Origin of the sequence: Hungatella sp. SL.1.14 (genome assembly GCF_024460495.1) — a bacterium.
GTDB classification, from domain to species: domain Bacteria; phylum Bacillota; class Clostridia; order Lachnospirales; family Lachnospiraceae; genus Hungatella; species Hungatella hathewayi.
Genome location: NZ_JANFYJ010000001.1, coordinates 299419 through 320932, shown reverse-complemented (window position 1 = coordinate 320932; position 21514 = coordinate 299419). Strand labels below are relative to the sequence as shown.

Annotated in this window: 19 protein-coding genes; 14 read left to right on the top strand and 5 right to left on the bottom strand. The window is 49.6% G+C overall.

The features are described 5' to 3' along the window. Positions 1 to 110 precede the first annotated feature (110 nt). The 4 genes from NE473_RS01580 (at position 111) to NE473_RS01565 (ending at position 4740) form a co-directional block, all read left to right on the top strand. Positions 111 to 791 carry a response regulator transcription factor gene (locus NE473_RS01580; RefSeq protein ID WP_055648949.1) on the top strand — a complete coding sequence of 227 codons (681 nt, stop codon included), beginning with the start codon at positions 111 to 113 and terminating at the stop codon, positions 789 to 791. Further along, the gene (locus NE473_RS01575) at positions 788 to 2806 is read left to right on the top strand and encodes a sensor histidine kinase (RefSeq protein ID WP_055648948.1); all 2019 of its coding nucleotides are present in this window, start codon (positions 788 to 790) and stop codon (positions 2804 to 2806) included. The genes NE473_RS01580 and NE473_RS01575 overlap by 4 nt, the downstream gene beginning before the upstream one ends. A 153-nt stretch (positions 2807 to 2959) precedes the next feature. After that, the gene (locus NE473_RS01570; protein WP_055648947.1) at positions 2960 to 3817 is read left to right on the top strand and encodes a nitroreductase family protein; all 858 of its coding nucleotides are present in this window, start codon (positions 2960 to 2962) and stop codon (positions 3815 to 3817) included. Positions 3818 to 3825: 8 nt separating this feature from the next. Next, on the top strand, positions 3826 to 4740 hold the full coding sequence (locus NE473_RS01565) for a hypothetical protein (RefSeq protein ID WP_055648946.1): 915 nt from the start codon (positions 3826 to 3828) through the stop codon (positions 4738 to 4740). Between the two features lie 35 nt (positions 4741 to 4775). Here NE473_RS01565 and NE473_RS01560 read toward each other — a convergent pair whose 3' ends face one another. Both NE473_RS01560 and NE473_RS01555 read right to left on the bottom strand, forming a co-directional pair. Then, complete coding sequence (locus NE473_RS01560; RefSeq protein ID WP_055648945.1) at positions 4776 to 6380, bottom strand: response regulator transcription factor; 1605 nt, start codon at positions 6378 to 6380, stop codon at positions 4776 to 4778. A gap of 27 nt (positions 6381 to 6407) precedes the next feature. Then, positions 6408 to 8213, bottom strand: a complete 1806-nt coding sequence (locus tag NE473_RS01555; RefSeq protein ID WP_055648944.1) for a sensor histidine kinase — start codon at positions 8211 to 8213, stop codon at positions 6408 to 6410. 256 nt (positions 8214 to 8469) lie between these two features. On the opposite strand from NE473_RS01555, the gene NE473_RS01550 reads away from it, so the two are divergent. The 5 genes from NE473_RS01550 (at position 8470) to NE473_RS01530 (ending at position 14430) form a co-directional block, all read left to right on the top strand. Continuing rightward, positions 8470 to 9834 carry an ABC transporter substrate-binding protein gene (locus NE473_RS01550; RefSeq protein ID WP_055648943.1) on the top strand — a complete coding sequence of 455 codons (1365 nt, stop codon included), beginning with the start codon at positions 8470 to 8472 and terminating at the stop codon, positions 9832 to 9834. A 176-nt stretch (positions 9835 to 10010) separates the two neighbouring features. Further along, the gene (locus NE473_RS01545; protein WP_055648942.1) at positions 10011 to 10931 is read left to right on the top strand and encodes a carbohydrate ABC transporter permease; all 921 of its coding nucleotides are present in this window, start codon (positions 10011 to 10013) and stop codon (positions 10929 to 10931) included. Between the two features lie 14 nt (positions 10932 to 10945). After that, positions 10946 to 11773 carry a carbohydrate ABC transporter permease gene (locus NE473_RS01540; RefSeq protein WP_055648941.1) on the top strand — a complete coding sequence of 276 codons (828 nt, stop codon included), beginning with the start codon at positions 10946 to 10948 and terminating at the stop codon, positions 11771 to 11773. Between the two features lie 46 nt (positions 11774 to 11819). Further along, positions 11820 to 12998 carry a glycoside hydrolase family 88 protein gene (locus NE473_RS01535; protein ID WP_022032456.1) on the top strand — a complete coding sequence of 393 codons (1179 nt, stop codon included), beginning with the start codon at positions 11820 to 11822 and terminating at the stop codon, positions 12996 to 12998. Positions 12999 to 13014: 16 nt separating this feature from the next. After that, positions 13015 to 14430 (top strand): sulfatase family protein, encoded by a 1416-nt coding sequence (locus NE473_RS01530; RefSeq protein ID WP_055648940.1) that lies wholly within the window; start codon positions 13015 to 13017, stop codon positions 14428 to 14430. 97 nt (positions 14431 to 14527) lie between these two features. Here the strand turns inward: NE473_RS01530 and NE473_RS01525 are convergent, their stop codons facing one another. From NE473_RS01525 to NE473_RS01515, 3 genes are read right to left on the bottom strand one after another with little or no spacing between them, the layout of a single operon-like run. Next, entirely contained in the window at positions 14528 to 15367 is an 840-nt protein-coding gene (locus NE473_RS01525) for a prenyltransferase/squalene oxidase repeat-containing protein (RefSeq protein WP_055648939.1), read from the bottom strand. Positions 15368 to 15394: 27 nt separating this feature from the next. Then, a complete protein-coding gene (locus NE473_RS01520; protein WP_055648938.1) occupies positions 15395 to 17152 on the bottom strand; it encodes an Rqc2 family fibronectin-binding protein in 1758 nt (585 codons plus the stop codon). Positions 17153 to 17188: 36 nt separating this feature from the next. Continuing rightward, on the bottom strand, positions 17189 to 17599 hold the full coding sequence (locus tag NE473_RS01515; RefSeq protein WP_006775022.1) for a PH domain-containing protein: 411 nt from the start codon (positions 17597 to 17599) through the stop codon (positions 17189 to 17191). Between the two features lie 155 nt (positions 17600 to 17754). Here NE473_RS01515 and NE473_RS01510 point away from each other — a divergent pair, with 155 nt between their 5' ends. The 5 genes from NE473_RS01510 to pgsA all read left to right on the top strand — a co-directional run bounded on the left by NE473_RS01510 (position 17755) and on the right by pgsA (position 21512). Next, entirely contained in the window at positions 17755 to 18633 is an 879-nt protein-coding gene (locus tag NE473_RS01510; RefSeq protein WP_055648937.1) for a YicC/YloC family endoribonuclease, read from the top strand. A gap of 19 nt (positions 18634 to 18652) precedes the next feature. After that, positions 18653 to 19273: a guanylate kinase gene (gene gmk, locus NE473_RS01505; RefSeq protein WP_055648936.1), complete on the top strand. Its 621-nt coding sequence runs from the start codon at positions 18653 to 18655 to the stop codon at positions 19271 to 19273. Positions 19274 to 19296: 23 nt separating this feature from the next. Continuing rightward, positions 19297 to 19548: a DNA-directed RNA polymerase subunit omega gene (gene rpoZ, locus NE473_RS01500; protein WP_002604174.1), complete on the top strand. Its 252-nt coding sequence runs from the start codon at positions 19297 to 19299 to the stop codon at positions 19546 to 19548. Positions 19549 to 19645: 97 nt separating this feature from the next. Continuing rightward, entirely contained in the window at positions 19646 to 20986 is a 1341-nt protein-coding gene (gene rimO / locus NE473_RS01495; RefSeq protein ID WP_022032462.1) for a 30S ribosomal protein S12 methylthiotransferase RimO, read from the top strand. Further along, on the top strand, positions 20970 to 21512 hold the full coding sequence (gene pgsA / locus NE473_RS01490) for a CDP-diacylglycerol--glycerol-3-phosphate 3-phosphatidyltransferase (protein WP_022032463.1): 543 nt from the start codon (positions 20970 to 20972) through the stop codon (positions 21510 to 21512). Before rimO ends, pgsA begins: the two co-directional genes overlap by 17 nt. The last annotated feature ends 2 nt before the right edge of the window (positions 21513 to 21514 follow it).

Genomic DNA, 21514 nt, shown 5'->3' with positions numbered 1-21514 from the left:
CTATCATACAATAGTGACAGTGATACAATGCGAATGGCAGCTGCCATTCGCATTTGCCCGTTTATGGAATATGAACAGAATCGTTCATGTTACGGATTGGAGGTGAATCTATGGATTATGCTTACCGGATTTTGGCAGTTGATGACGAGCCTGATATACTCCGGACGAACCGCAGGTACTTAGAAGCGCAGGGATACCAGGTTGACACGGCAGCCTGCGCGTCAGAAGCGCTGGAACATCTGAAAAATCAGAATTATGACGCGATCTTATTGGATGTACTGCTGCCCGATAGGAACGGATTTGCGCTTTGTGAGGCGATTCGGGCCCTTACCTCTGCGCCCATCCTGTTTCTTAACTGTATGGATGAGGAGGAGGACAAGATCGAGGGTCTGATGGCTGGGGGTGATGACTATATCACCAAACCATACAGCTTAAAGGAGCTGGCGGCGCGGGTATACGCCCAGGTGCGGCGCGTCTCCATGAAGAGATTTGCCATCGACCACTCGAACCAGCTTTTGCTGGTCGATGGCCAGATCATCCCACTGCCCCAGAAGGAGTTTGAACTGTTTTTGTTTCTGTTTGGCAATCCCGGCCAGATTTTTCCGGCGGCAGAACTGTATCAGCAGGTCTGGCGCACTGGGGAAACAGACAGTGCAAACACTGTGGCAGTACATATCAAGCGGCTGCGGCATAAGCTGGAGGATGCTGGGGCCGTGATTGGCCGGATCGAGACGGTTCGGGGGGAAGGCTACCGCTTCATACCTGGTTCGGAAGCGAGGATAAAGATATGAAACGCTTTTTGGCAATCTTTTTATTGATTCTGGCTTTGTGCGCCGCGCTGTTTGTTACCATGTCCGTGTCTTTTGTATCAAAGGGGCCGGAGGCGGTGGATGGGGTTCTGGATTATAGAGGAACTGACTTTACCTCCTCGGTTTATCAGCTGGATGGCCAATGGGAATTTTATTACGGCAGTCTTTATGCGCCGGAAGAGTTTAAGCAGGGAACGCCAAAAGGCCGGGAATTGATCACGCTGCCCGGTTCCTGGGCCGGCCTGGGATATCCGGTTCTCGGCCATGCCACCTACCGGCTGACCCTTCAGACGGATCCTGGGGAAATCTATCTGCTCTTTATTCCGGAGATCATTTCATCTGCGGTGATCTGGAACAACGGTACGGAGATTTACCGGGCCGGTCAGGTGGGAGATTCCGCTGCCAATACAGTGACCGGTGTGCGCAATGAACTGCTGGCGGTGTCATCAGAAGACGGGACTTTGGAACTGGTGGTTTGGGCTGCCAATTATCATCTGACCGACAGCGGCCTGTTTTATCCAATCCTGTTTGGCCGCGATACCGTCATGCTCCATCATTTACTCTGGCAGCGGGCAGCGGCCGCCGCCGCTATGGGAGGCATATTGCTGATCGGTGTGTACCACCTGTTTTTATATCTGTTCCGCCGAATGGAACGCTTGTATCTGGTGTACAGCGTAACCTGTGTTGTGACAGTGCTGCGGCTGGTGATGGAGACGAACTCAATGGTACAATATTTCTGCCGGGATGGGCTGACTTTTTTCCTGAGCCGGGTTTATCTGCTGCTGTTTGCGCTCCATTCCATCTGCATCTGCCTTTTTATGCTGGAGGCGTTTTCCCTCCGCTTAAGCCGTCTTCATCGCAGAGTGGTGATGGCCTGCTTTGCGCTGCCGGTGTTGGGAGTGTTTCTGCTGCCGAATACGGCGGCGGTGGCCGGTCTGTTCCTTGCGCTGATCCCCAACGGCCTGGCTGCGGCGCTTGCCCTTCGAAGCGGCAAAGTTGGCAGGGACCCTTACCGGCTCTTGTATCTATTCAGCCTGGTTCTCTTCATCATCTATGCGCCGCTGACCAAGACGGTGCTGGAGGCAAAGCTGTATATACCTGGCGCCGTATCCAACTTATTCCTCATCCTCAGCCAGTGCGTGATGCTTTCCCGCAGTTATGCCGACGCTCATGAACAAGTGGAACGGGTCAATGAAAATCTGGAACGGATTGTGGAGGAACGGACCGCACAGCTGAACGACACCAACAGGCAGCTGTCCGCCTCCCAGGCCGCACTGCGGGAGATGATCAGTAACATTTCCCATGATTTAAAGACCCCGCTGACGGTGCTTAACAACTATTTGGAACTGTTGGGGGATGATGCCATCGCCTCCAACGAGAAGGAGAGAGCGGAGTACATAGGGATTGCCTACCATAAGAACCTAGACCTTCAGCGTCTCGTTCATAACCTGTTTGAGGTCACCCGTATGGAGGCGGGAACTGCGGTTTACCGTCTGGACTGGGTGGAAGGGTCCAGTCTTTTAGAAGAAGCGGGAAGTAAATATGGCGATTTAATCCGTGATAAAGAGCTTTCCTTTTCGGTTGGGGCGGACTGCGCCGCAGAGCTTTTGATCGACCGGCACAAAATCTGGAGTGTGCTGGACAACTTAGTCTACAATGCGCTGCGCCACACGCCGAAAGGCGGGAGCATCTCCTTGAAACTGTGTGAAGCCGGTGAGCGGGCCAATCTTGTGGTGGCCGATACCGGGGAAGGGATTGGCGCGGAGCATCTTCCTCACATCTTCCAGCGATTCTATAAGGTGTCACCGGAACGGGGAGAGAAGGATGGGTCCAGCGGGCTGGGATTATATATCGTGAAAAATACCGCAGAAGCTATGGGAGGGACCGTGGAGGTGGAAAGCAGGCCGGGCAAAGGAACGGTATTCACCCTGACGTTTCCGGCAAGGGTATCCGAAGCTCAAAAGCCGGTTTTGCCTGCAGACGCTGCTCAACGATGACATAATCCCGTCTTTGACAGTCCTTTTAACTAAGACATTGCTGGTTTACACGCTGATCTTTATGGTCAGGGTGTCAAAGACCCGAGGAAGTCTTGCCCGCCGTGAAGAGCGGTGTTATAATATAAAAGGAATCATAAAACAAGGAGGGCAATCATGGATTACAGAAAAGTGGCGGAAGCCAGAAAATCAATCAGAGAATTTACAGACAAACCCGTATCCGGAGAACTGAAAGAAGCGCTCAAAAAAAGCTTCGCAGAATGCAGGCGTCTTGTACCAGATATCAAAACAGAGATACTAATACTTGATCAATCAGAATGCGGCTGTCTCCAGGGCAATGCAGGTTACGAAGGCCTTACGTTTGAGGCGCCCGCCTATCTGCTTCTCCTTTCAGAAGTGAAGCCGGGCTATCTTGAAAATGTGGGCTACATGAACGAGGACATCATCCTTCACATGACCGACATGGGACTAGACAGCTGCTGGCTGACCGTCGATGACGATCCGGCGCTCCGGGCTGCGCTAAAGATCGGGGATGACAGAAAAGTTGCTGCCATCACTGCCTTTGGCTATGGAAAAAAGGAGAGAAGCCTGACGAGGCTCCATATCAGAAGTATTTCTGATGTGGATGTCATCACGAGAGAGGGCCACCTGGCACCGAAGATTTCACTCGCACAGATGGTTTATGGCGATGCATGGGGCAAAGAAGCCGATTTGGATGAGATGTATATCGACGACGGCCTCAGAGATGCCCTGTATGCGGCAAGCTATGCGCCAACCTTCTTAAACCGCCAGTCCTTCCGCCTGCTCCTGGCTGACGGAAAAGCAATCCTGGTGAAGATGATGGACTCCATGACCGGCGAACTCGATGCCAGATTAAACTGCGGGGCTGTCATGCTGAATTTCGCAGCGGCTCTCGATGAACGCCGTCCGTTCCAGACAAAGTGGACACTGGGCAGTCTGAGCGGATATGAACTGCCGGCTGACTGTGAGATCGTTGGATACTGCAGTCTTTAAGAACTATTATGAAAGCAACGAAGATCACAAGAATTCAAAAGTTGGCATCATTGGCGGTAACCGCGGTTTTAACCGGCTCCCTTCTCATACTCGGGGGCTTTGCTTCAGATGCACAGGAGCCGGAGCGGCAAATACAGACAGACTCAGATGTAACAGATGGATGGCTCAACGATTCGAAGAATCCCGAAAGTAAAAAATGGAGGCACAGCTTTAAAACCGAAGGCTTTTTCGTAAATCAATACGGAATCCGCCTTGCATGGAATAATGATTCATCCCTCTATCAGACGACCCGGCAGGTCACAGCAGGGGAGGTATATACCGTATCCTTTATCGAAGAACTGAAACAGTATGCAGATAATCCGGCTGTCATGGAAGCCATTCGCCTGGCCATACTGGAGGAACGGGAGACAGAAGAGAATTCCACCAATCAGTGGGTCACCAATTTTATTATGACAAATCCTGTCGTGGTGGGAGTGGATGGCCCTTATCAGGAGACATATGATGAGCTTGCCGCTTTATTCTATGAGTCAGGGAAAAAAGAATACTATTCTTCCGTGCTGGAAAAGTCCTCAAAGGAGACGCAGGCTGCTATGGCAGAACGTGCCTATAAGGAACATAACATTCCCTGCTTCAGCATGACGGTGCAGATCCTGACGGCAGAAGAGAGGCTTCAGTATCTGGAAAAATCCTATCAGGATAATCAGACCGCATTCTTCTCCATCCTGTTTTCAGATCTTGCCGGGAACGAACAGACATCATACGCATATCGTGCCTATGAAGACGACCGGAAGGATTTTTTCAGTATCGCCGTAGAATCGTTAGATTCTTATCAGTGCGAAGCACTGGCCAAACGGGCATACCGTGAAGGGAAAAAGGAATTTCTGTACCTGATACCGGGTGCCAAAGACGATAAGGATTTCTAACAGCACTTCCATAAGAAAACAGGACGCCTGCTGTATTACGAGGCAGGTGTCCTGTTTTCATGTTCTCTGGGAGAGATTCCCGTTACCTTTTTAAATACCTTACTGAAATAGTAGGGATTATCAAAGCCCAGCATATCCGAGATCTCATACATCAGATACTGGTGTGTATCAATCAGTTCCTTGGCGTGTTCGATTTTCACTGTGGCAATATAATCGGACAGTGTGCTGCCGGTAAGCTTCTTAAAGGTGTTGCTCAAATGGCCGGCACTGATGTTCAAACAGTCAGCGATATCAGCCAGGGTCAGCTTTTCCATGTAATGCTCGTCTACATAGGCTCTGGCCTGCTCCACCAGCTTATCGGAACGGGTGGACTTCCGGTCGTTCAGCAGCCGGCAGAGTTTGCTGCAGAAGCTCTGGAGCCAGGTCAGAATATCGGCCAGGCTGTTAAACTGATAGAGCCGTCCCGCCACATTGATCGCATAGGGAAAGATATCCCCGTAGCTGTTATCCGCGCTCTCAAAATATGAATACAGATATGTATAGAGATTGATACACGCGCTGGCCGCCTGATCCTTGCCCGGCTGGTTTTCCTTAAAGAGAGTGATAATCTGCCCGAAGACAGCCGCAAGCTTATCACTGTCGTTCTGTGCGATCGCGGCAGATAAATCTTTTTTGAAAATATTGATATTAAAATCCTTTGCCCTGCTCATGTGATATTTCTGCCCCTGGTAGAAAACCACCGGTGAGCTGGATTCGAAATAGTAGACCTCCAGCGCAGTCTGCGCCTCTGACAGCGCATCCTTAAGAAGCGAGATATCCGATTTCCGCCTGCTCACGCCGAATACGGCGCTGAACTCGAAATACGTCTTTAAAGCCACCGTCATCTTCTGACAGAACTCCGACACCACCGTCTCAAATACATCGCCATCCTTTAGGGAAGCGGCCAGCAGATACGTATCCGTCCGGAACTCGAGAAGCGTATGGCAGCGAAAGGTTCTGGTGGCGATTCCGCCCAGTATGTCCATCAGCTGTTTGCTGATCTGATGGAAATCGTAGGGATCGTCATCAGTCTCAAACGCAATATTGATGGGGCTTATGGAGAAGAGAAGCAAAAACGGATCCGGATATTCCGCCCTTACCTTATCCGGCACCTCCGGGTTATTCCCGGACAGCAGAAGCTGGCTCAAATAGTTTTTGGATGCATTCTCCTGATTGTCCTTCATCAGGTCATTTAACAGCTGGTGCTGTTTCTGGCTCACAAGCAGCTCACACGCCTCCTTGGCCCGCGCAAGGGAGGCGGCCAGCGCTTCCTCGTTTAAATCCAGCTTGACAAGGTAGTCGGAAGCCCCCAGGGAGAGCGCTTTTCTCACAAGGTGAAACTCTTCCAAGTTGGTCAGTACGATGAAGGAGAAGGTACAGCCCTCATCCTTGCATTTCTCCACCAGCTCCAGTCCGTTTAACACCGGCATCCGGATATCGGTGATGACGATGTCCGGTTTCAGCTCCATGATCATATCAAAAGCGGACGGACCGTTGGTCGCTTTGCCGATGATGGTGCAGTCATACTCCTCCCAGGTGATAAGAGATGCGATACCGGCCAGGATAAGCGGTTCATCGTCCACGATAATAACTCTGTACATAATTTTTTTCCTCCCCGCGGCCGGCCTTTAAAATTCCAGCGGCAGCGTTATGGTAATAGTGGTATATTGATCAACAACACTTTCAATCGTCAGGCCGTAATCCTCGCCGTATACCAGCTTGAATCTGCGGTCTACATTGGGAAGGCCGATGCCGCTCATGTTGCTGCGGGTAATTCTGGAAGTATCGGTCAGCAGTTTTTTAATATTTTCAGGCGAAATACCGATGCCGTTATCCGTGACGGATATATGCAGGACGCCGGACTTAACCCAGACGCGGATGGTGATGAGCCCCGTCCGTCCGCTGGGCTCGATGCCGCTGAAGATGGCATTTTCCACGATTGGCTGCAGCGTCAGTTTAATGATCCTTGCATCGTAAAGTTCCTCCTGTTCGACAATAATGTCGATGTCAAACAGTTCAATATACCGGATTTTTTCAATAATAACATAATTTTGGAGAAAATCCAACTCCTGGCGCAGCGTTACTTTCTCATTGAAGCCCTTAGCCATATTCTTTAATAAGGAGGAGAGAGCGGTAACCACCGACACGATTCCGCTGTTTTTCTGCATAGTTGCAATCCATTTGATGGAATCCAGCGTGTTATAGAGGAAATGGGGGTTGATCTGGGCCTGAAGCATCTTGATTTCCATATCCTTTTTTTCTTTTTCATTTTCCACTCTCGTCTCCAGAAGGGTGGAAATGTGCCCCGACATATGATTGATCTGCCGTCCGATCATACCGATCTCATCATCTGTCTCAATGGAGTGATCCGGTTCGAAATCCCCCCTGGAAATCAGCTCCAGACGCTTCGTCAGACGGCTGATGGGAGCGCCCAGCTGGCGCGAGATTAAGAGCGAGAGAGTGAGCCCGATCGCGATGCAGAAGAAAAATACGATCAGAACCGTTCTCCGGATAACGCCGTGATCCAGCTGCATCCGGCTCTCCGGGCGGATCTCAAAGAAGAGAAGACCGCTGACCGGCTGTTTTACATAGGTGATTACACAGTTTTCGTGGTTCAGCTTCATCTGATAATTGCCTTCCGCCCCTTTGTCAGCCAGAAGACTGCCGATTATGGCGGAAGTGTCAAATTCGCCGTTCACATCGGTCGAAGCAATGATATCCCCGCCTGCAGTCACGGCATACACAAGCGCATCTGGCGGCAGACTTTTCAGCGTATCCGAAAACAGGGTCGTAGAGATCCCCAGGAAGACCCAGGATTCCTCAGGCTTCGACCGGGCGCTGTATTGGAGCGGCCGGAGGAGCGGAAGAAGCTTTGGCCCGGCCGAACGACCGCTGCTGAATGTAAACGGATTATCTTCCAGGGAAAGGGTATACTGTGAGTTTTCCCTGTATAACAGAGAAGAAAACCAGGGGGCTTTCATAATGTTTTCCACATCCGTGGACGCGCCAAAGGAGTTCCCTGCCTGAAGAACGAGACCATTATGAAAGAGCACGATTTTATTGATATACCTGCTGTAACCGGAGATGGCGCAGAAATCCCGCAGTACATCGGAGGCATAGACCGCCATGTGGGTATTATAGGGCTTGTTGGGGCTGTCCAGAGTGGTGGCGAAGAACAGCGATTTCCGTTCCGCGCAGTTCAGCACGATATTCACCATTTCATCGTATGCCACCTGGAGCCGCTCCGACAGCGCCCGGACGCGGTTTGCGGAGTTATTGGTCTCACTGATGATGACATCCTGACAGTAGGAACGATAGTTATAGAAGCTTACTGCGCTGGCTATACAGATAATGACCAGCATATTATATAAGATCAGTTTCTTCTGAAAGGTTTTCGGCATTTTTCCGTTTTTCTGTTTTTCTGCTCTCTTCATATTTCAACCCTTTCCATATGTTTTCAATGATATCATACTAATAAAACCGCAGGATTTCAATTGCCGAAGCAGCACGACATGAAAAAAATACAAGAATCTGTAAATAGTATATTTTTTCCGGCTGTTATTTTATCAAATCAGAAAAATAGTAACAGAATTATAAAAATCGTTGATTTAACCTGAGTGAAATATTTGGTATTCTTATGTCATCAAGGAACACAAACAATTGTGATTCAAAAATAAGGGAGGTTTTAACATGAAGTTAAAGAGAGTTGCAGCACTGACACTGGCAGCCGGAATGGCATGCACATCACTCGCAGCATGCGGAAGCAAGAACACACCAACAGCGGCACCTGAGACCGCAGCAAAGGAAGAGGCCACAACCGCTGCAGATGCAGAGAGCAGGGAAGAGACCACAGCAGCAAGCGGTGAGAAGCAAGTTCTTTCCGTAACCACATGGGATTATGACACAACCCCGCAGTTCTCCGCAGTAGTAAAAGCGTATGAAGCAAAGAATCCGAACGTAGAGATCAAGGTCATCGACACTTCCGCAGACGAGTACAACAACTCACTGGGAATCAGCTTATCCGCTGCTCAGGCCGATCCTGATGTAATCTGGGTAAAGGACATGGGCTCCATGCTTCAGATGGCAGATAAGGGCCAGCTGCTTCCGTTAGATGATATGATCAAAGCAGACAACCTGGACTTATCCGTATACAGTGGTGCAGCAGAGCAGTTAATGTACAACGATACAACCTACGGACTTCCATACCGTTCCGACTGGTACGTATTATATTATAACAAGGATTTATTTGACGCAGCAGGCGTAGAGTATCCTTCCAATGATATGACATGGGGCGAATACGATGAACTGGCAGCAAAGATGACCTCCGGTGAGGGCAGCGCCAAAGTATACGGAACACATGATCACACATGGCAGGCACTCGTTACCAACTGGGCTGTTCAGGACGGAAAGCACACCGTTGTTGAGAAAGATTACTCCTTCTTAAAGCCATATTATGAGGAAGCGCTTGCATTACAGGAAAATGGTTATATGCAGGACTACTCCACATTAAAGACAGCCAACATTCACTATTCATCTGTATTTAAGAATCAGCAGTGCGCTATGATGCCGATGGGTACATGGTTTATCGCAACCATGATGCAGGCTCAGACGGAAGGCGAAACCGACTTCAACTGGGGCGTAGCAAGAATTCCTCATCCGGAAGATACAGAATCCGGTTACACAGTAGGTGCTTTAACACCAATCGGAATCAGCGCTTACACTGATCAGAAAGATTTAGCATGGGATTTCGTAAAATTTGCCTCCTCTGAAGAAGCAGCCAACATTCTTGCTGAGCAGGGCGTATTCACAGGCATCCAGACAGACGAATCCATCAACACCATCGCATCCGCAGAGAATTTCCCGGAAGGCGACAGCAACAAGGAAGCTTTAACCTATACACATTACGCATTTGACCGTCCTCTTGATCCTCAGATCGAAGAGATCCGTAAGCCATTAGACGAAGTACATGAGATGATCATGATCAAGGCTTACTCCATCGACGACGGTATTGCAGAACTGAACAAACGTGTAGCAGAAATAAAGGGCTGGAACTAATCATTAACAGGTTCCCATGACAGAAAGAGCGCCTCTGTAAACTTCTTATGGTGAGCGCTCTTTCTTATGGGAAAAAGCAGCTCTGACAGGTACTTTTTGCCTGCAGGGCAGATCATATCGCACAGCATGCCGCCGGGAAGCGGTGACCGTGTGCCAGAACCAGGAGGTATAATAATATGGAAGATAAAAAGAAGAAAGGTCTTTCCTCGCGTCAGAAGAGAGTGATCCGCGACAATATGGTCGGTTATGCATTCATACTGCCGAATCTGATCGGCTACGCGATTTTCATCTTCATTCCCGTATGTTTTTCTTTTCTATTAAGTGTCATGAAATGGGATGCCTCCCAGGCTCCCATGGAGTTTGTAGGGCTTGCCAATTTCGCTCAGATCTTTCAGGATGAGATCTTTATGAAGTCCTTCTGGAACACCATTGAGTACGCACTCATGACGGTCCTTCCGACTCTGGTGCTTTCCCTGCTTTTAGCCGTTCTTTTAAATAATAAGCTGAAGGGAATCGCCATTTTCCGTACGGCAATCTATTTCCCGTATATCGCTTCCATCGTGGCGGTGGGAGCTGTCTGGAACATGCTGTTTCAGCCGGATTTCGGACCGGTCAATGAATTTTTAAAATTTATAGGAATCGCCAATCCGCCCCGCTGGGTAGTGGATGTGAACTGGGCCATGGTGGCCATTTCCATCGTCAGTATCTGGAAATACATGGGATATTACATGATTGTTTATCTGGCAGCCCTTCAGGGAATCTCGAGTTCCCTCTATGAAGCAGCCAGCATCGACGGTGCGAACGGCTTGCAGAAGCTTCGTTACATAACGATTCCGATGCTGACACCTACCACATTCTTCGTCTTAATCATGCTGACGATCCAGTGTTTCAAGGTATTCGACTTAGTATACGTTATGACCGGCGGCGGTCCCGGCAATGCGACCAAGACCCTGGTCAACTATATCTATGAAAAAGCATTTACCAGCTGGCAGCTGGGGCCGGCAAGCGCAGGCGCAATCATCCTGTTCGCCGTTGTACTTGTCATCACGCTCATTCAGTTCACCGGTGAGAAAAAATGGTCTAAGGACTTAATGTAAAGGAGGGAAACGGTATGCAGACAAATCATAAATCATACAAAGGTCTCATCTATATTTTATTAGTTTTACTGTCATTATTCATGCTGGTTCCTTTCTACTGGATGGTGATTTCCTCCTTAAAGCTTAATAAGGACGTTTTCTCCATTCCCATGAAATGGTGGCCGGATACCATGCACTGGGATAACTACCAGATCATCTGGAAAAAGCTTCCGCTCATGACGTTCTTCTTAAATACGGCCAAGCTGACGATCTGCACCACGGTGATCCAGCTGTTCACCAGCTGTCTTGCGGCTTACGGCTTTACAAAGACGAAATTTAAGGGAAGAGATTTGATTTTCCTGATGTACGTTACCACCATTGCGGTTCCGTGGCAGGTATATATGATTCCTCAGTTCATTCTGATTTCCAAGATGGGATTAAATGATACTCATATCGGACTGATCCTGATGCAGGCGTTCTCTGCATTCGGCGTATTCTTAATCCGTCAGTTCTATATCAGTATCCCGGATGAGCTCTGTGAGGCGGCCAGAATCGATGGTTTGGGAGAGTTCGGAATCTTCTCAAGAATTGTACTTCCACTGGGAAAACCGGCGATGGCTACCCTGACGATCTTCACCTTCACCACTGTGTGGAACGATTTTATGGGACCCCTCATTTACTTAAAGACAAAGGAATTAAAGACGATTCAGTTAGGTATCCGTATGTTTATTTCCCAGTATGGCGCCGACTACGCATGGATCATGGCAGCATCCGTCTGTTCCCTGATCCCGGTTGTCATCGTATTCTTAAGCTGTCAGAAGTTCTTCGTGGAAGGCGTGGCAGCAAGCGGAATTAAGGGATAAAGAATAATAAAAACTTCGGACACGGTAATAATAAGGAGAATGAACTATGGCACAGACCCTTGACACGATCCGGAACTATCCGGGCATGGAAGAGGGGATGATAACTACGGCGCTTGACGGCGCCGTAGCTGTTATCCGGGAAAATCTTCCAGTATTTACAGAAAAATTCCAGTCCTCCAACAGCTTTGACGGTTTCTATGAACCGACGGAAAATGTGGAATGGACCACCGGCTTCTGGACCGGCTCCATCTGGCTGGCCTATGAGCATACCGGAGATGAGGCATTCAAACAGGCCGCCGATATCCAGGTGGAAAGCTTTTTAGAGCGGATTGAGAAGAAAATCGATGTCAATCACCACGATATGGGCTTCTTATACAGCCTGTCCTGTGTGGCAGCCTATAAGCTGACCGGTAATGAGCATGCTAAAAAAGCTGCACTTTTAGCTGCCGACCATCTGGCGGAGCGTTACAGGGAAAAAGGAAACTTCCTTCAGGCCTGGGGAAATCCGGGCGAACCCAAAGAGTACCGCCTGATCATCGACTGCCTCTTGAACCTTCCGATCCTTTACTGGGCGACAGAGGTAACAGGAGATGAGTCCTACGCGCAGAAAGCGGAAAATCACATCAAAACCGCTATGAAATGTATCTTAAGACCCGACAATTCCACGTACCATACCCATTTCTTTGATGTGGAGACCGGTGAGCCGACATACGGCGTCACACATCAGGGCAACCGGAACGGTTCCGCATGGGCGAGAGGCCAGGCGTGGGGCGTCTACGGCATCGCTCTCAGCTACCGCTATTTAAAGAATCCGGAATACGTGGATTTATTCTGCCGTGTTACGGATTACTTTATCGAGCATCTGCCGGAAGATCTCGTTCCCTACTGGGATTTCGATTTCGATACGGGAAGCACAGAACCAAGAGATTCTTCCGCATCGGCCATCGCTGTCTGCGGAATCCTGGAGATGGCCAAATATTTAGATCAGGAAAAGGCCGGCCGCTACTTAACGGCTGCGGACCGCATGCTGCGGGCTCTCGTGGATCACTGCGCCAACACGGACATCACAAAATCCAACGGACTGTTGCTTCACGGTACGTATGCAAGGGATTCGAAGGAAAATACCTGCACGAACCGCGGTGTAGATGAATGCAATACATGGGGAGACTATTTCTATATGGAAGCCCTTACCCGGCTTTCGCAGGATTGGAAGTTATACTGGTAAAGGAGATGAGACATCCATGAAAACCAATCTGCTGTATGTCTTCGCGGACCAGTGGCGCGCCGAGGCCGTAGGCTCTCTCGGAAGCGATCAGGTCGTAACGCCGAACATCGACCGTTTTTCAGAGGAAAGTGTCTGCTGTACCAACGCATACAGCACCTTTCCCTTATGTTCCCCGCACCGGGCCTCGCTCATGACGGGCAAATACCCGTTCCGCCTGGGGATGTGGACGAACTGCAAGATCGGCCTGGAGGAGAAGATCATGTTAAAGCCCCAGGAGACGTGTATCGCCAATGTGTTAAAGGACGCCGGTTTCGCAACAGGTTATATCGGCAAATGGCACCTTGACGCGTCGGAACTCAATTTTAGTCCGCATCCAAAGTCCGGTGCAGGCGAGTGGGATGCCTATACGCCGCCGGGAGAGAGACGACAGGGCTTCGATTATTTCCTGTCCTATGGGGCATGTGACGATCATCTCGATCCCCATTACTGGCTGGATGATGAGACTCAGATAAAACCCGGCAAATGGTCTGCGGAATTTGAGACCGATAAAGCCATTGAATATATGAATCAGAAGAAGGACGGAGAGGAACCGTTCGCTCTGTTTGTCTCCTATAATCCGCCGCACCTGCCGTATGAGCTGGTACCGGAGCGCTATTATGAGAAATTTAAAAATCTGAAGGTTCACTACCGTCCCAATGTGCCGGAATCCATGCGGGAAGAGGGCGGTCTCTTAGAGACACAGACACGCCAGTACTTTGCTGCGGTTCATGGAATTGACGAGCAGTTTGGAAGAATCCTGGCATGGCTGAAGGAAAACGGCATGGAGGAGAACACGCTTGTGGTTCTATCCGCCGATCACGGGGAAATGCTGGGGTCCCATGGACTTATGAGCAAGAATATCTGGTATGATGAAGCACTTCACATCCCGCTGATATTCCGGCAGAAGGGAAGACTGATGCCGGGGAAAAATGATGTGATCTTCGCAAGTCCTGACCACATGCCGACGCTCTTAGAGCTTCTGGATCTGGCTGTGCCGGAGACGTGTGAGGGATACAGCCATGCCGATAGTCTGATCAGAGGCAGCGCAGTGCCCGGTGAACCGGAAGATATGCTGATCTGCTCCTATCCGGGAGGCGCGGATATGGTTGCCGCATTTTCGAAGCGTGGTCTGACACACAAGGCCTACGGCTGGCGGGGGATCAGAAACAGGCGGTATACTTATGTCATCACTAATGGCTACGCCCCCGATGAGCCCCAGAGAGAGCTTCTCTATGACAGAGAGCTTGATCCGTATGAAATGAATCCGGCTGCCATAGAGAAAGACTGTACAGATGAACGTATCCTGGCGTTTCGGGAACGGCTTAAGGATTATCTGGAATTAACAGAAGACCCATTTCTCTGGGACAGACCCCGATGTGAAACGGTACAGTAACAGAAATGCAGGATGAAAATACCGCCCTTTTGGTTTTGCTGAAGAGCTTACCAAAAGGGCGGCATTCTTTTTTCAGGCAACGGTACCGTACAGTCCGTCAGATATCCGCCGCCAGATTCTCTTGTATTTCCCCAAATCGCCTCGTCGCCAGTTCGCTTGGCTCTCCCTTTTTACAGAAGGCCAGCTTAGCCAGCTTCGGCACGACCCGTTCCACCACAATCTGCCCGTCCACCGTTTTCTTTTCCAGCTCATGGAATGCTTCCAGGAAACGGGCATCCTTTCTGGCCCGTTCGTAGAAGGAGAGAACGTAGACGTACTCAAAAAGATTATAGTTCCGGAACGGATATTCCACCTGCATAAACAGCGTTCCGATCCCGTAATGGCACGGACCGATCGGCTTCCGTATCGTCCAGTGATCCAGTAAAAACTCCACCGCCCGGTCCAGCGCCGGTTCCCTGTTGATATAATCACTAAAGCGGAAGGCATTGAGTGCAAGAAGTGTTGGATGCGGATTGGAATACTCTGTTTCCGGGCCATGGCCAAAGGAAAACTTTCGGCATCTCCAGCCGCCGTCCTGATACTGGCTGTCCAGGAAGTAGCGGAATGTGGTCTTAAGCCGCTCATCCTCTCCATATCCCAGGCGGCACAACACCTGCGCCGCGCAGGCCGTATGACAGGGATAGATACTTCCCTTCGGATAGCACCGGATGCGGCCATCCTTCTGCCATGCGCTGAAAATCAGCTCTGCAGCTTCCTTTAATACGGGTTCTTCCGGTTCCATCCCCAGTTCCATCAGATAGCTTACGCAGTCCAGTGTGGAAAACGGCGCCCCTTTCTGCAGCCGGTGGTCCGGTGTATCCCACAGCAGACCTCCCTGGTCGTAACGGTGGGAGAGGATTACTGCCGCATCCGCTTCGTACTTTTTATCGATTGCCATTTTCTTCCCTCCTGTGGCGTTTCCTGATTAATGATTCTTTTTTTCGCTGACTTCCTCAAGAAGCAGCTTCGGCTCAGCTACCAGAGAGTAGTTCGTATGGTAAATGACAAATCCCGGGGCGCCGCCGGCCACCTTCCGGATATGCTTTCTCTGGATGTAGTCGATCTCCACCTTCTCATTCTCCCGGCCCTTGGAATAGTAAGCAGCCAGGGAACCGGCTTCCTCAAATACATGGTCGGGCAGTTCTTTCCCTTCTGTCTTCACAATGACGTGGGAACCAGGAATACCCTTTGCATGGAACCACCAGTCGCCGCCATTTGCCAGCTTGAAGGTAAGTTCGTCGTTCTGGTAGTTGTTCTTGCCGACGTAGATGTGGAATCCGTCGGAGGTAATATAGTGGAACGGCCGGCTCGTAATCTTCGGTTTCTTATCACCGGCGCGCCTGTGTTTGATGTAGCCGTATTCCATCAGTTCTTCCTTGATCTGAACGAGGTCTTCCTCCTTCAGCGCAATATCGAGCGCGGCGCTGACCGATTCCAGATGATCGATTTCCCGCTTTGTATCCTGCGTCTGTTCCGAGAGGGCCTCATAGGTTCGTTTCAGCTTATTGTACTTATCAAAAAACTTCTGAGAATTTTCCCTGGCGGTCAGCTGGTCATCCAGCGGAATTGTGATTTCTTCATTGGTGTAGTAGTTTAAGCAGGTCAGCTTTTTTTCTCCGCCTTCCAGTTCGTAGCCGTACGTGTTGAGCAGTTCGCCGCAGACCTTGTACTTGTCCCTTTTCTCCGTGTCTTTTAACTGCTTCATCTGCAGATCATACTTTTTATAATTTCTCTCCAGTGCAGTCTGAACGATTTTCCGCAGGTCTACAGACTTCTGGCGGATTCTCGTCAAAACATTCCGGGAGGCATAGTATTCCTCCAGCAAAGTGCTGATGGAATCATAGGTCACGGTCGAATAACCGTCCCCGTCATAACAGGTGAGCGGGAGAGCGGAAAATTCCACCGGCTCATTCTGGTGATAGATAATGTTTGGAGTGAAGCTGTGCGTTCTCACATCATCCATCATAAGCGAAAACATATGGCAGAAATGGATCAGCTCCGCCTCCGACAGTTCGTTGGCTGAAACGTCACCGTCGATGGAGGCAAGCTGGCAAAGCTCCGTACCGATGATGGGGCTGATGCCTGTCAGCTTCATATAGAGCGCTTTCTGAACCGGCGCAGCCGTGTGGCCGATCAGTTCCATAAATTCCGTCTCCGATATGGTGAGCGGGTCCTTTTTCTCCACCGTCTGAGGAATAAAATAGGGACGGCCGGGCAGAACCTCGCGAACGGAGCTGACCTGCGCGGATATATGCTTAATGCTGTCGAGAATCACGTCCTCCTCATTGCAGAAGATAATGTTGCTGTGCTTGCCCATGATCTCGATATAGAGTCTCTTTATCCGCTTATCCCCCAGTTCATCGAGATGCTCGACCTCCAGGCAGATGATTCGTTCCAGTCCAGGCTGGCTGACTCTGATAATGCGGCCGTTTCCGATGTGTTTTCTCAGAAGCATACAGAAATTGGGGGCCGTTAACGGGCTCTGTTTGTTCCGCTCCGTAAAATAGAGAAGCGGCAGACTGGCGCTCGCAGATATGAGCAGGCGCCACGTGTTTTTCTGATTCTTAACGGTAAACAGCAGTTCATCCTTTTCCGGCTGGGCGATCTTCGCAATCTTTCCGCCCTCCAGACGAGTTTTCAGTTCTGCTTTGAGACTGGCCATTACAATTCCGTCTAATGCCATTGTTGTACCTCTATTCTTTTCAATGTTTATGTCTTTCTAATTTTCATGATCGTCAAACGGGTGAAAGTCCTCATCTGCGTCGCCGTCTTCGCCGTGGTTCATGAATTCCCTGGCGCTGACGCGGTTTCTCATGCGTTCTTCCTCCACTTTTTCAGACAGCATCTCTTTTACATGGTCACTGTCCTTTATATTGGTAATTTTCAAGCATTTTAAATCGAGATCCGTACTGTCAATATGAATCGTCCCCAGTCCAAAAATCCTCTGGATGATATTTTTGCTCAGACTGATATTTAAAATGCGGTAGAGGCGTACCTCTTCTTCCTTTGTATTGAAGAAACCGGTTTCTACAAAAAGGCGGCCCTCATCCATTCCATATTTCGTAAAGGTCCATGGGAGTCCGCACCAGAGGCGCTTTCTATCGTACCAGATCATACTTTCCTTCTTCATAGCTGTTCTCCTTTATCGTTCAACTGACTGAAACTGGATATATTATACTATGGAATACTCCTTTCGTCCAGTTTTGCCCTCCAGAAAACTATTTGACTTGTTTTTTATTATGACTTATAATGGATGGTATCTATGGCGAAAGGAAGGCACAAGGAATGATAAAAAGCATGACAGGTTTTGGAAGATTCGAAACCGTCACGGATGAATATAAGATTTCCGTCGAGATGAAGGCGGTAAATCACAGATATCTGGATTTAAGCATCAAGATGCCAAAGAAGTTCAATTATTTTGAAGCCGGAATCAGGAATCTGCTGAAGAATTATATCCAGCGCGGAAAAGTCGACGTGTTTATTACGTATGAAGATTACACGGAGAACAAGCTGTGCTTGAAGTATAACAGCGCGCTTGCCGCAGAATACATGGATTACTTTGCCAGGATGGAGACTCAGTTTGGTATACGAAATGACGTGACAGTATCCACGCTTTCCAGATGTCCGGAGGTTCTCTCCATGGAGGATGTTCCGGAAGACGAGGAGCATATGTGGAAGCTTCTTTCCGAGACGGTCGAAGAGGCAGCCCGCAGGTTTGTGGAAACACGAGTTACAGAGGGAGATCATTTAAAGGCTGATTTACAGGGCAAGTTAAACTACATGACCAGTCTTGTGGACTTTATCGAGGAGCGCTCCCCGCGGATTATCGAGGAGTACCGCGCCAAGCTGGAAGACAAGGTAAAAGAACTGCTTGCAAATACCACCATCGATGAAGGACGAATCGCCACAGAAGTGACTATTTTTGCCGATAAGATCTGTGTGGATGAAGAAACTGTACGTTTGAGAAGCCACATTGAGAATACGAAGGTTGAGCTGGAGGCCGGCGGAAGCGTAGGAAGAAAGCTGGATTTTATCGCCCAGGAGATGAACCGGGAGGCCAACACGATTTTATCGAAGGCCACTGATTTGGAGATTTCTGACAAGGCCATTGCGCTGAAGACCGAGATCGAGAAGGTAAGAGAACAGATTCAGAACATAGAATAAAAAGCAAAGGTGGAAACTTATGAACGAGCATGGTGTGCTGGCAGTCATATCGGGCTTTTCCGGCGCAGGAAAAGGCACCCTTATGAAGGCCCTGCTTGAAAAGTATGACAATTATGCGCTGTCCATATCCGCTACCACCAGGAATCCCAGGGAGGGAGAAGCGGATGGACGGGAATACTTTTTTGTAACGGAAGACCGTTTTAAAGAGATGATCGGACAGGACGCGCTGATCGAATACGCACAGTACGTCAACCATTACTACGGAACTCCGAAGGAGTACGTATTAAACCAGATGGAACAGGGGAAGGACGTGCTTCTGGAGATTGAGATTCAGGGCGCCTTAAAGGTTAAGGAGCGTTTCCCGGAAGCTATTCTGATCTTCGTCATGCCGCCGAGTGCGGAGGAACTGAAGAGACGGCTGGTCGGCAGAGGCACGGAAAGTATGGAGGTGATTCATGCAAGACTCCGCAGAGCAGTGGAAGAGGCGGAGGGCATGGACTCCTACGATTATATCTTAATCAACGACGATATCGCCTCCTGCACGGAGCGGCTTCATCAGATGATCAGAGTACAGCACAGCAGAGTTTCAAATAATCTGGCATTTTTATCCCAGATCAGGGAAGAATTAAAGAATATATAGCCATCAGGAAAGGGGAATGAAAGATGTTACATCCATCTTATTCAGATTTAATTAAAGTAGTAAACAGTGAGGTAGAGCCAGGAGAACAGCCGGTTGTTCAGAGCCGTTATTCCATCGTGATCGCTGCCGCAAAGAGGGCAAGGCAGATCATCGGAGGAGCTGAGTCTGATCTTCCAACCGCTGGAAAGAAGCCGCTTTCCGTTGCCGTAGAAGAGTTATATGACGGCGATGTAAAGATCTTAAGTGAAGCGGATGCAACTGAAGAGGACGATTGATAAGGTTGAAGGCCGTCTCCACATTGACAGAGATGGCCTTTCCGTTTTGATAGTTTCGCAAATAGAAGATACGAAAAGACAGGAGTTATGACATTTTATGAAATTACTATGCATTTCGCTGGGCTGCGATAAAAACCTGGTGGATACGGAGATGATGCTGGGCCTCTTAAACAGGGACGGCTATACCTTTACGGATGATGAATACGAAGCGGATGTCATCGTCATCAACACATGTTGTTTTATCGGCGACGCCAAGGAGGAGAGCGTGAATACCATTCTCGAGATGGCGCAGATGAAGGAGGTCGGAAAGTGTAAGGCGCTGATTGTCACAGGCTGCCTCGCACAGCGCTATAAACAGGAGATCGTCGACGAGATTCCGGAAGTGGACGGAATTCTCGGCACCACCACCTATGATGAGATATCCCACGTGCTGGCCGAGACACTGGACGGCCGAGAGCACGTCCAGTGCTTCCACGATCTGGATATCATCCCGGAAGTGAAGACAGACCGGGTGATTACCACAGGAGGCCATTACGCGTTTCTGAAGATTGCAGAAGGCTGTGACAAGCACTGCACCTACTGTATCATTCCCAGCCTGCGCGGCAATTTCCGCAGCGTTCCCATGGAACGTCTGGTGTCGGAGGCACAGTCGCTGGCCGATCAGGGGGTGAAGGAGCTGATTCTGGTAGCTCAGGAGACGACGCTTTACGGTGTGGATCTCTATGGAAAGAAATCGCTTCCCGAACTCTTAAAGAAGCTTTGCCGGATTTCCGGGATTCAGTGGATCCGGATCCAGTACTGCTATCCGGAAGAGATCACGGATGAACTGATCCAGACCATGAAGACCGAAGAAAAGATCTGCCATTATATCGACATGCCGATCCAGCACGCCAGTGACACGATCCTGCGACGCATGGGACGGAGGACATCCCGGGCCCAGTTAAAGGAGATGATCGGCAAACTGCGCAGTGAGATTCCTGATATCGCCATCCGTACGACGCTGATCTCCGGATTCCCGGGGGAGACAGAGGAAGATCATGAGATACTGATGGAATTTGTGGATGAGATGGAATTCGAACGTCTCGGTGTGTTCGCCTATTCCGCGGAAGAAGACACTCCGGCGGCAGGATTTCCGGATCAGGTTTTACAGGAAGTGAAGGAAGAGCGGCGCGATGCCATCATGGAGCTTCAGCAGGAAATCTCCTTCGACCATTCCCAGTCCATGGTCGGAAGATCGCTGGAGGTTATGATCGAAGGCAAGGTTGCCGATGAAAATGCCTATGTGGGAAGGACCTATATGGACGGCCCCGGTGTGGACGGCATGATTTTTATCCAGACCGGCGAGGAACTGATGTCCGGCGCCTTTGTGCGGGCCAGGGTCACAGGCGCGCTGGAATACGATTTAATAGGGGAGATTGAAGATGAATTTACCGAATAAACTGACGATTCTTCGAATCATCATGATTCCGTTTTTTGTACTCTTTATGCTGCTGGACGGCGGTGCGAACCAGACGTACCGCTATATCGCCGCGGTCATTTTCATCGTGGCCAGCTTTACCGACTTACTGGATGGAAAGATCGCCAGGAAATACAATCTGGTAACCAACTTTGGCAAATTTATGGACCCGCTGGCTGACAAGCTTCTGGTCTGTTCCGGCTTAATCTGTTTCGTCGGTCTTGGAGCGCTTCCGGCCTGGTTCGTGATTATCATTATCAGCCGTGAGTTCATCATCAGCGGCTTCCGTCTGGTCGCATCCGACAACGGTGTCGTGATCGCCGCCAGCTACTGGGGGAAATTTAAGACCGTCTCTCAGATGATTATGTCTGTGCTGCTGATTGTCAATATCCCGGCACTGTCCATACTGACCGCCATTTTCAGCGTCATTGCGCTGGTGCTGACGGTGGTTTCACTGATCGATTACATTGCGAAAAATTATCGTGTTCTTACGGAAGGGAGTCTGTAAAT

Excerpts from the sequence above, each read along its gene's own strand:
- NE473_RS01580 (WP_055648949.1), top strand. The coding sequence starts at position 111 with ATGGATTATGCTTACCGGATTTTGGCAGTTGATGACGAGCCTGATATA.
- NE473_RS01575 (WP_055648948.1), top strand. The coding sequence starts at position 788 with ATGAAACGCTTTTTGGCAATCTTTTTATTGATTCTGGCTTTGTGCGCC.
- NE473_RS01570 (WP_055648947.1), top strand. The coding sequence starts at position 2,960 with ATGGATTACAGAAAAGTGGCGGAAGCCAGAAAATCAATCAGAGAATTT.
- NE473_RS01565 (WP_055648946.1), top strand. The coding sequence starts at position 3,826 with ATGAAAGCAACGAAGATCACAAGAATTCAAAAGTTGGCATCATTGGCG.
- NE473_RS01560 (WP_055648945.1), bottom strand. The coding sequence starts at position 6,380 with ATGTACAGAGTTATTATCGTGGACGATGAACCGCTTATCCTGGCCGGT.
- NE473_RS01555 (WP_055648944.1), bottom strand. The coding sequence starts at position 8,213 with ATGAAGAGAGCAGAAAAACAGAAAAACGGAAAAATGCCGAAAACCTTT.
- NE473_RS01550 (WP_055648943.1), top strand. The coding sequence starts at position 8,470 with ATGAAGTTAAAGAGAGTTGCAGCACTGACACTGGCAGCCGGAATGGCA.
- NE473_RS01545 (WP_055648942.1), top strand. The coding sequence starts at position 10,011 with ATGGAAGATAAAAAGAAGAAAGGTCTTTCCTCGCGTCAGAAGAGAGTG.
- NE473_RS01540 (WP_055648941.1), top strand. The coding sequence starts at position 10,946 with ATGCAGACAAATCATAAATCATACAAAGGTCTCATCTATATTTTATTA.
- NE473_RS01535 (WP_022032456.1), top strand. The coding sequence starts at position 11,820 with ATGGCACAGACCCTTGACACGATCCGGAACTATCCGGGCATGGAAGAG.
- NE473_RS01530 (WP_055648940.1), top strand. The coding sequence starts at position 13,015 with ATGAAAACCAATCTGCTGTATGTCTTCGCGGACCAGTGGCGCGCCGAG.
- NE473_RS01525 (WP_055648939.1), bottom strand. The coding sequence starts at position 15,367 with ATGGCAATCGATAAAAAGTACGAAGCGGATGCGGCAGTAATCCTCTCC.
- NE473_RS01520 (WP_055648938.1), bottom strand. The coding sequence starts at position 17,152 with ATGGCATTAGACGGAATTGTAATGGCCAGTCTCAAAGCAGAACTGAAA.
- NE473_RS01515 (WP_006775022.1), bottom strand. The coding sequence starts at position 17,599 with ATGAAGAAGGAAAGTATGATCTGGTACGATAGAAAGCGCCTCTGGTGC.
- NE473_RS01510 (WP_055648937.1), top strand. The coding sequence starts at position 17,755 with ATGATAAAAAGCATGACAGGTTTTGGAAGATTCGAAACCGTCACGGAT.
- gmk (WP_055648936.1), top strand. The coding sequence starts at position 18,653 with ATGAACGAGCATGGTGTGCTGGCAGTCATATCGGGCTTTTCCGGCGCA.
- rpoZ (WP_002604174.1), top strand. The coding sequence starts at position 19,297 with ATGTTACATCCATCTTATTCAGATTTAATTAAAGTAGTAAACAGTGAG.
- rimO (WP_022032462.1), top strand. The coding sequence starts at position 19,646 with ATGAAATTACTATGCATTTCGCTGGGCTGCGATAAAAACCTGGTGGAT.
- pgsA (WP_022032463.1), top strand. The coding sequence starts at position 20,970 with ATGAATTTACCGAATAAACTGACGATTCTTCGAATCATCATGATTCCG.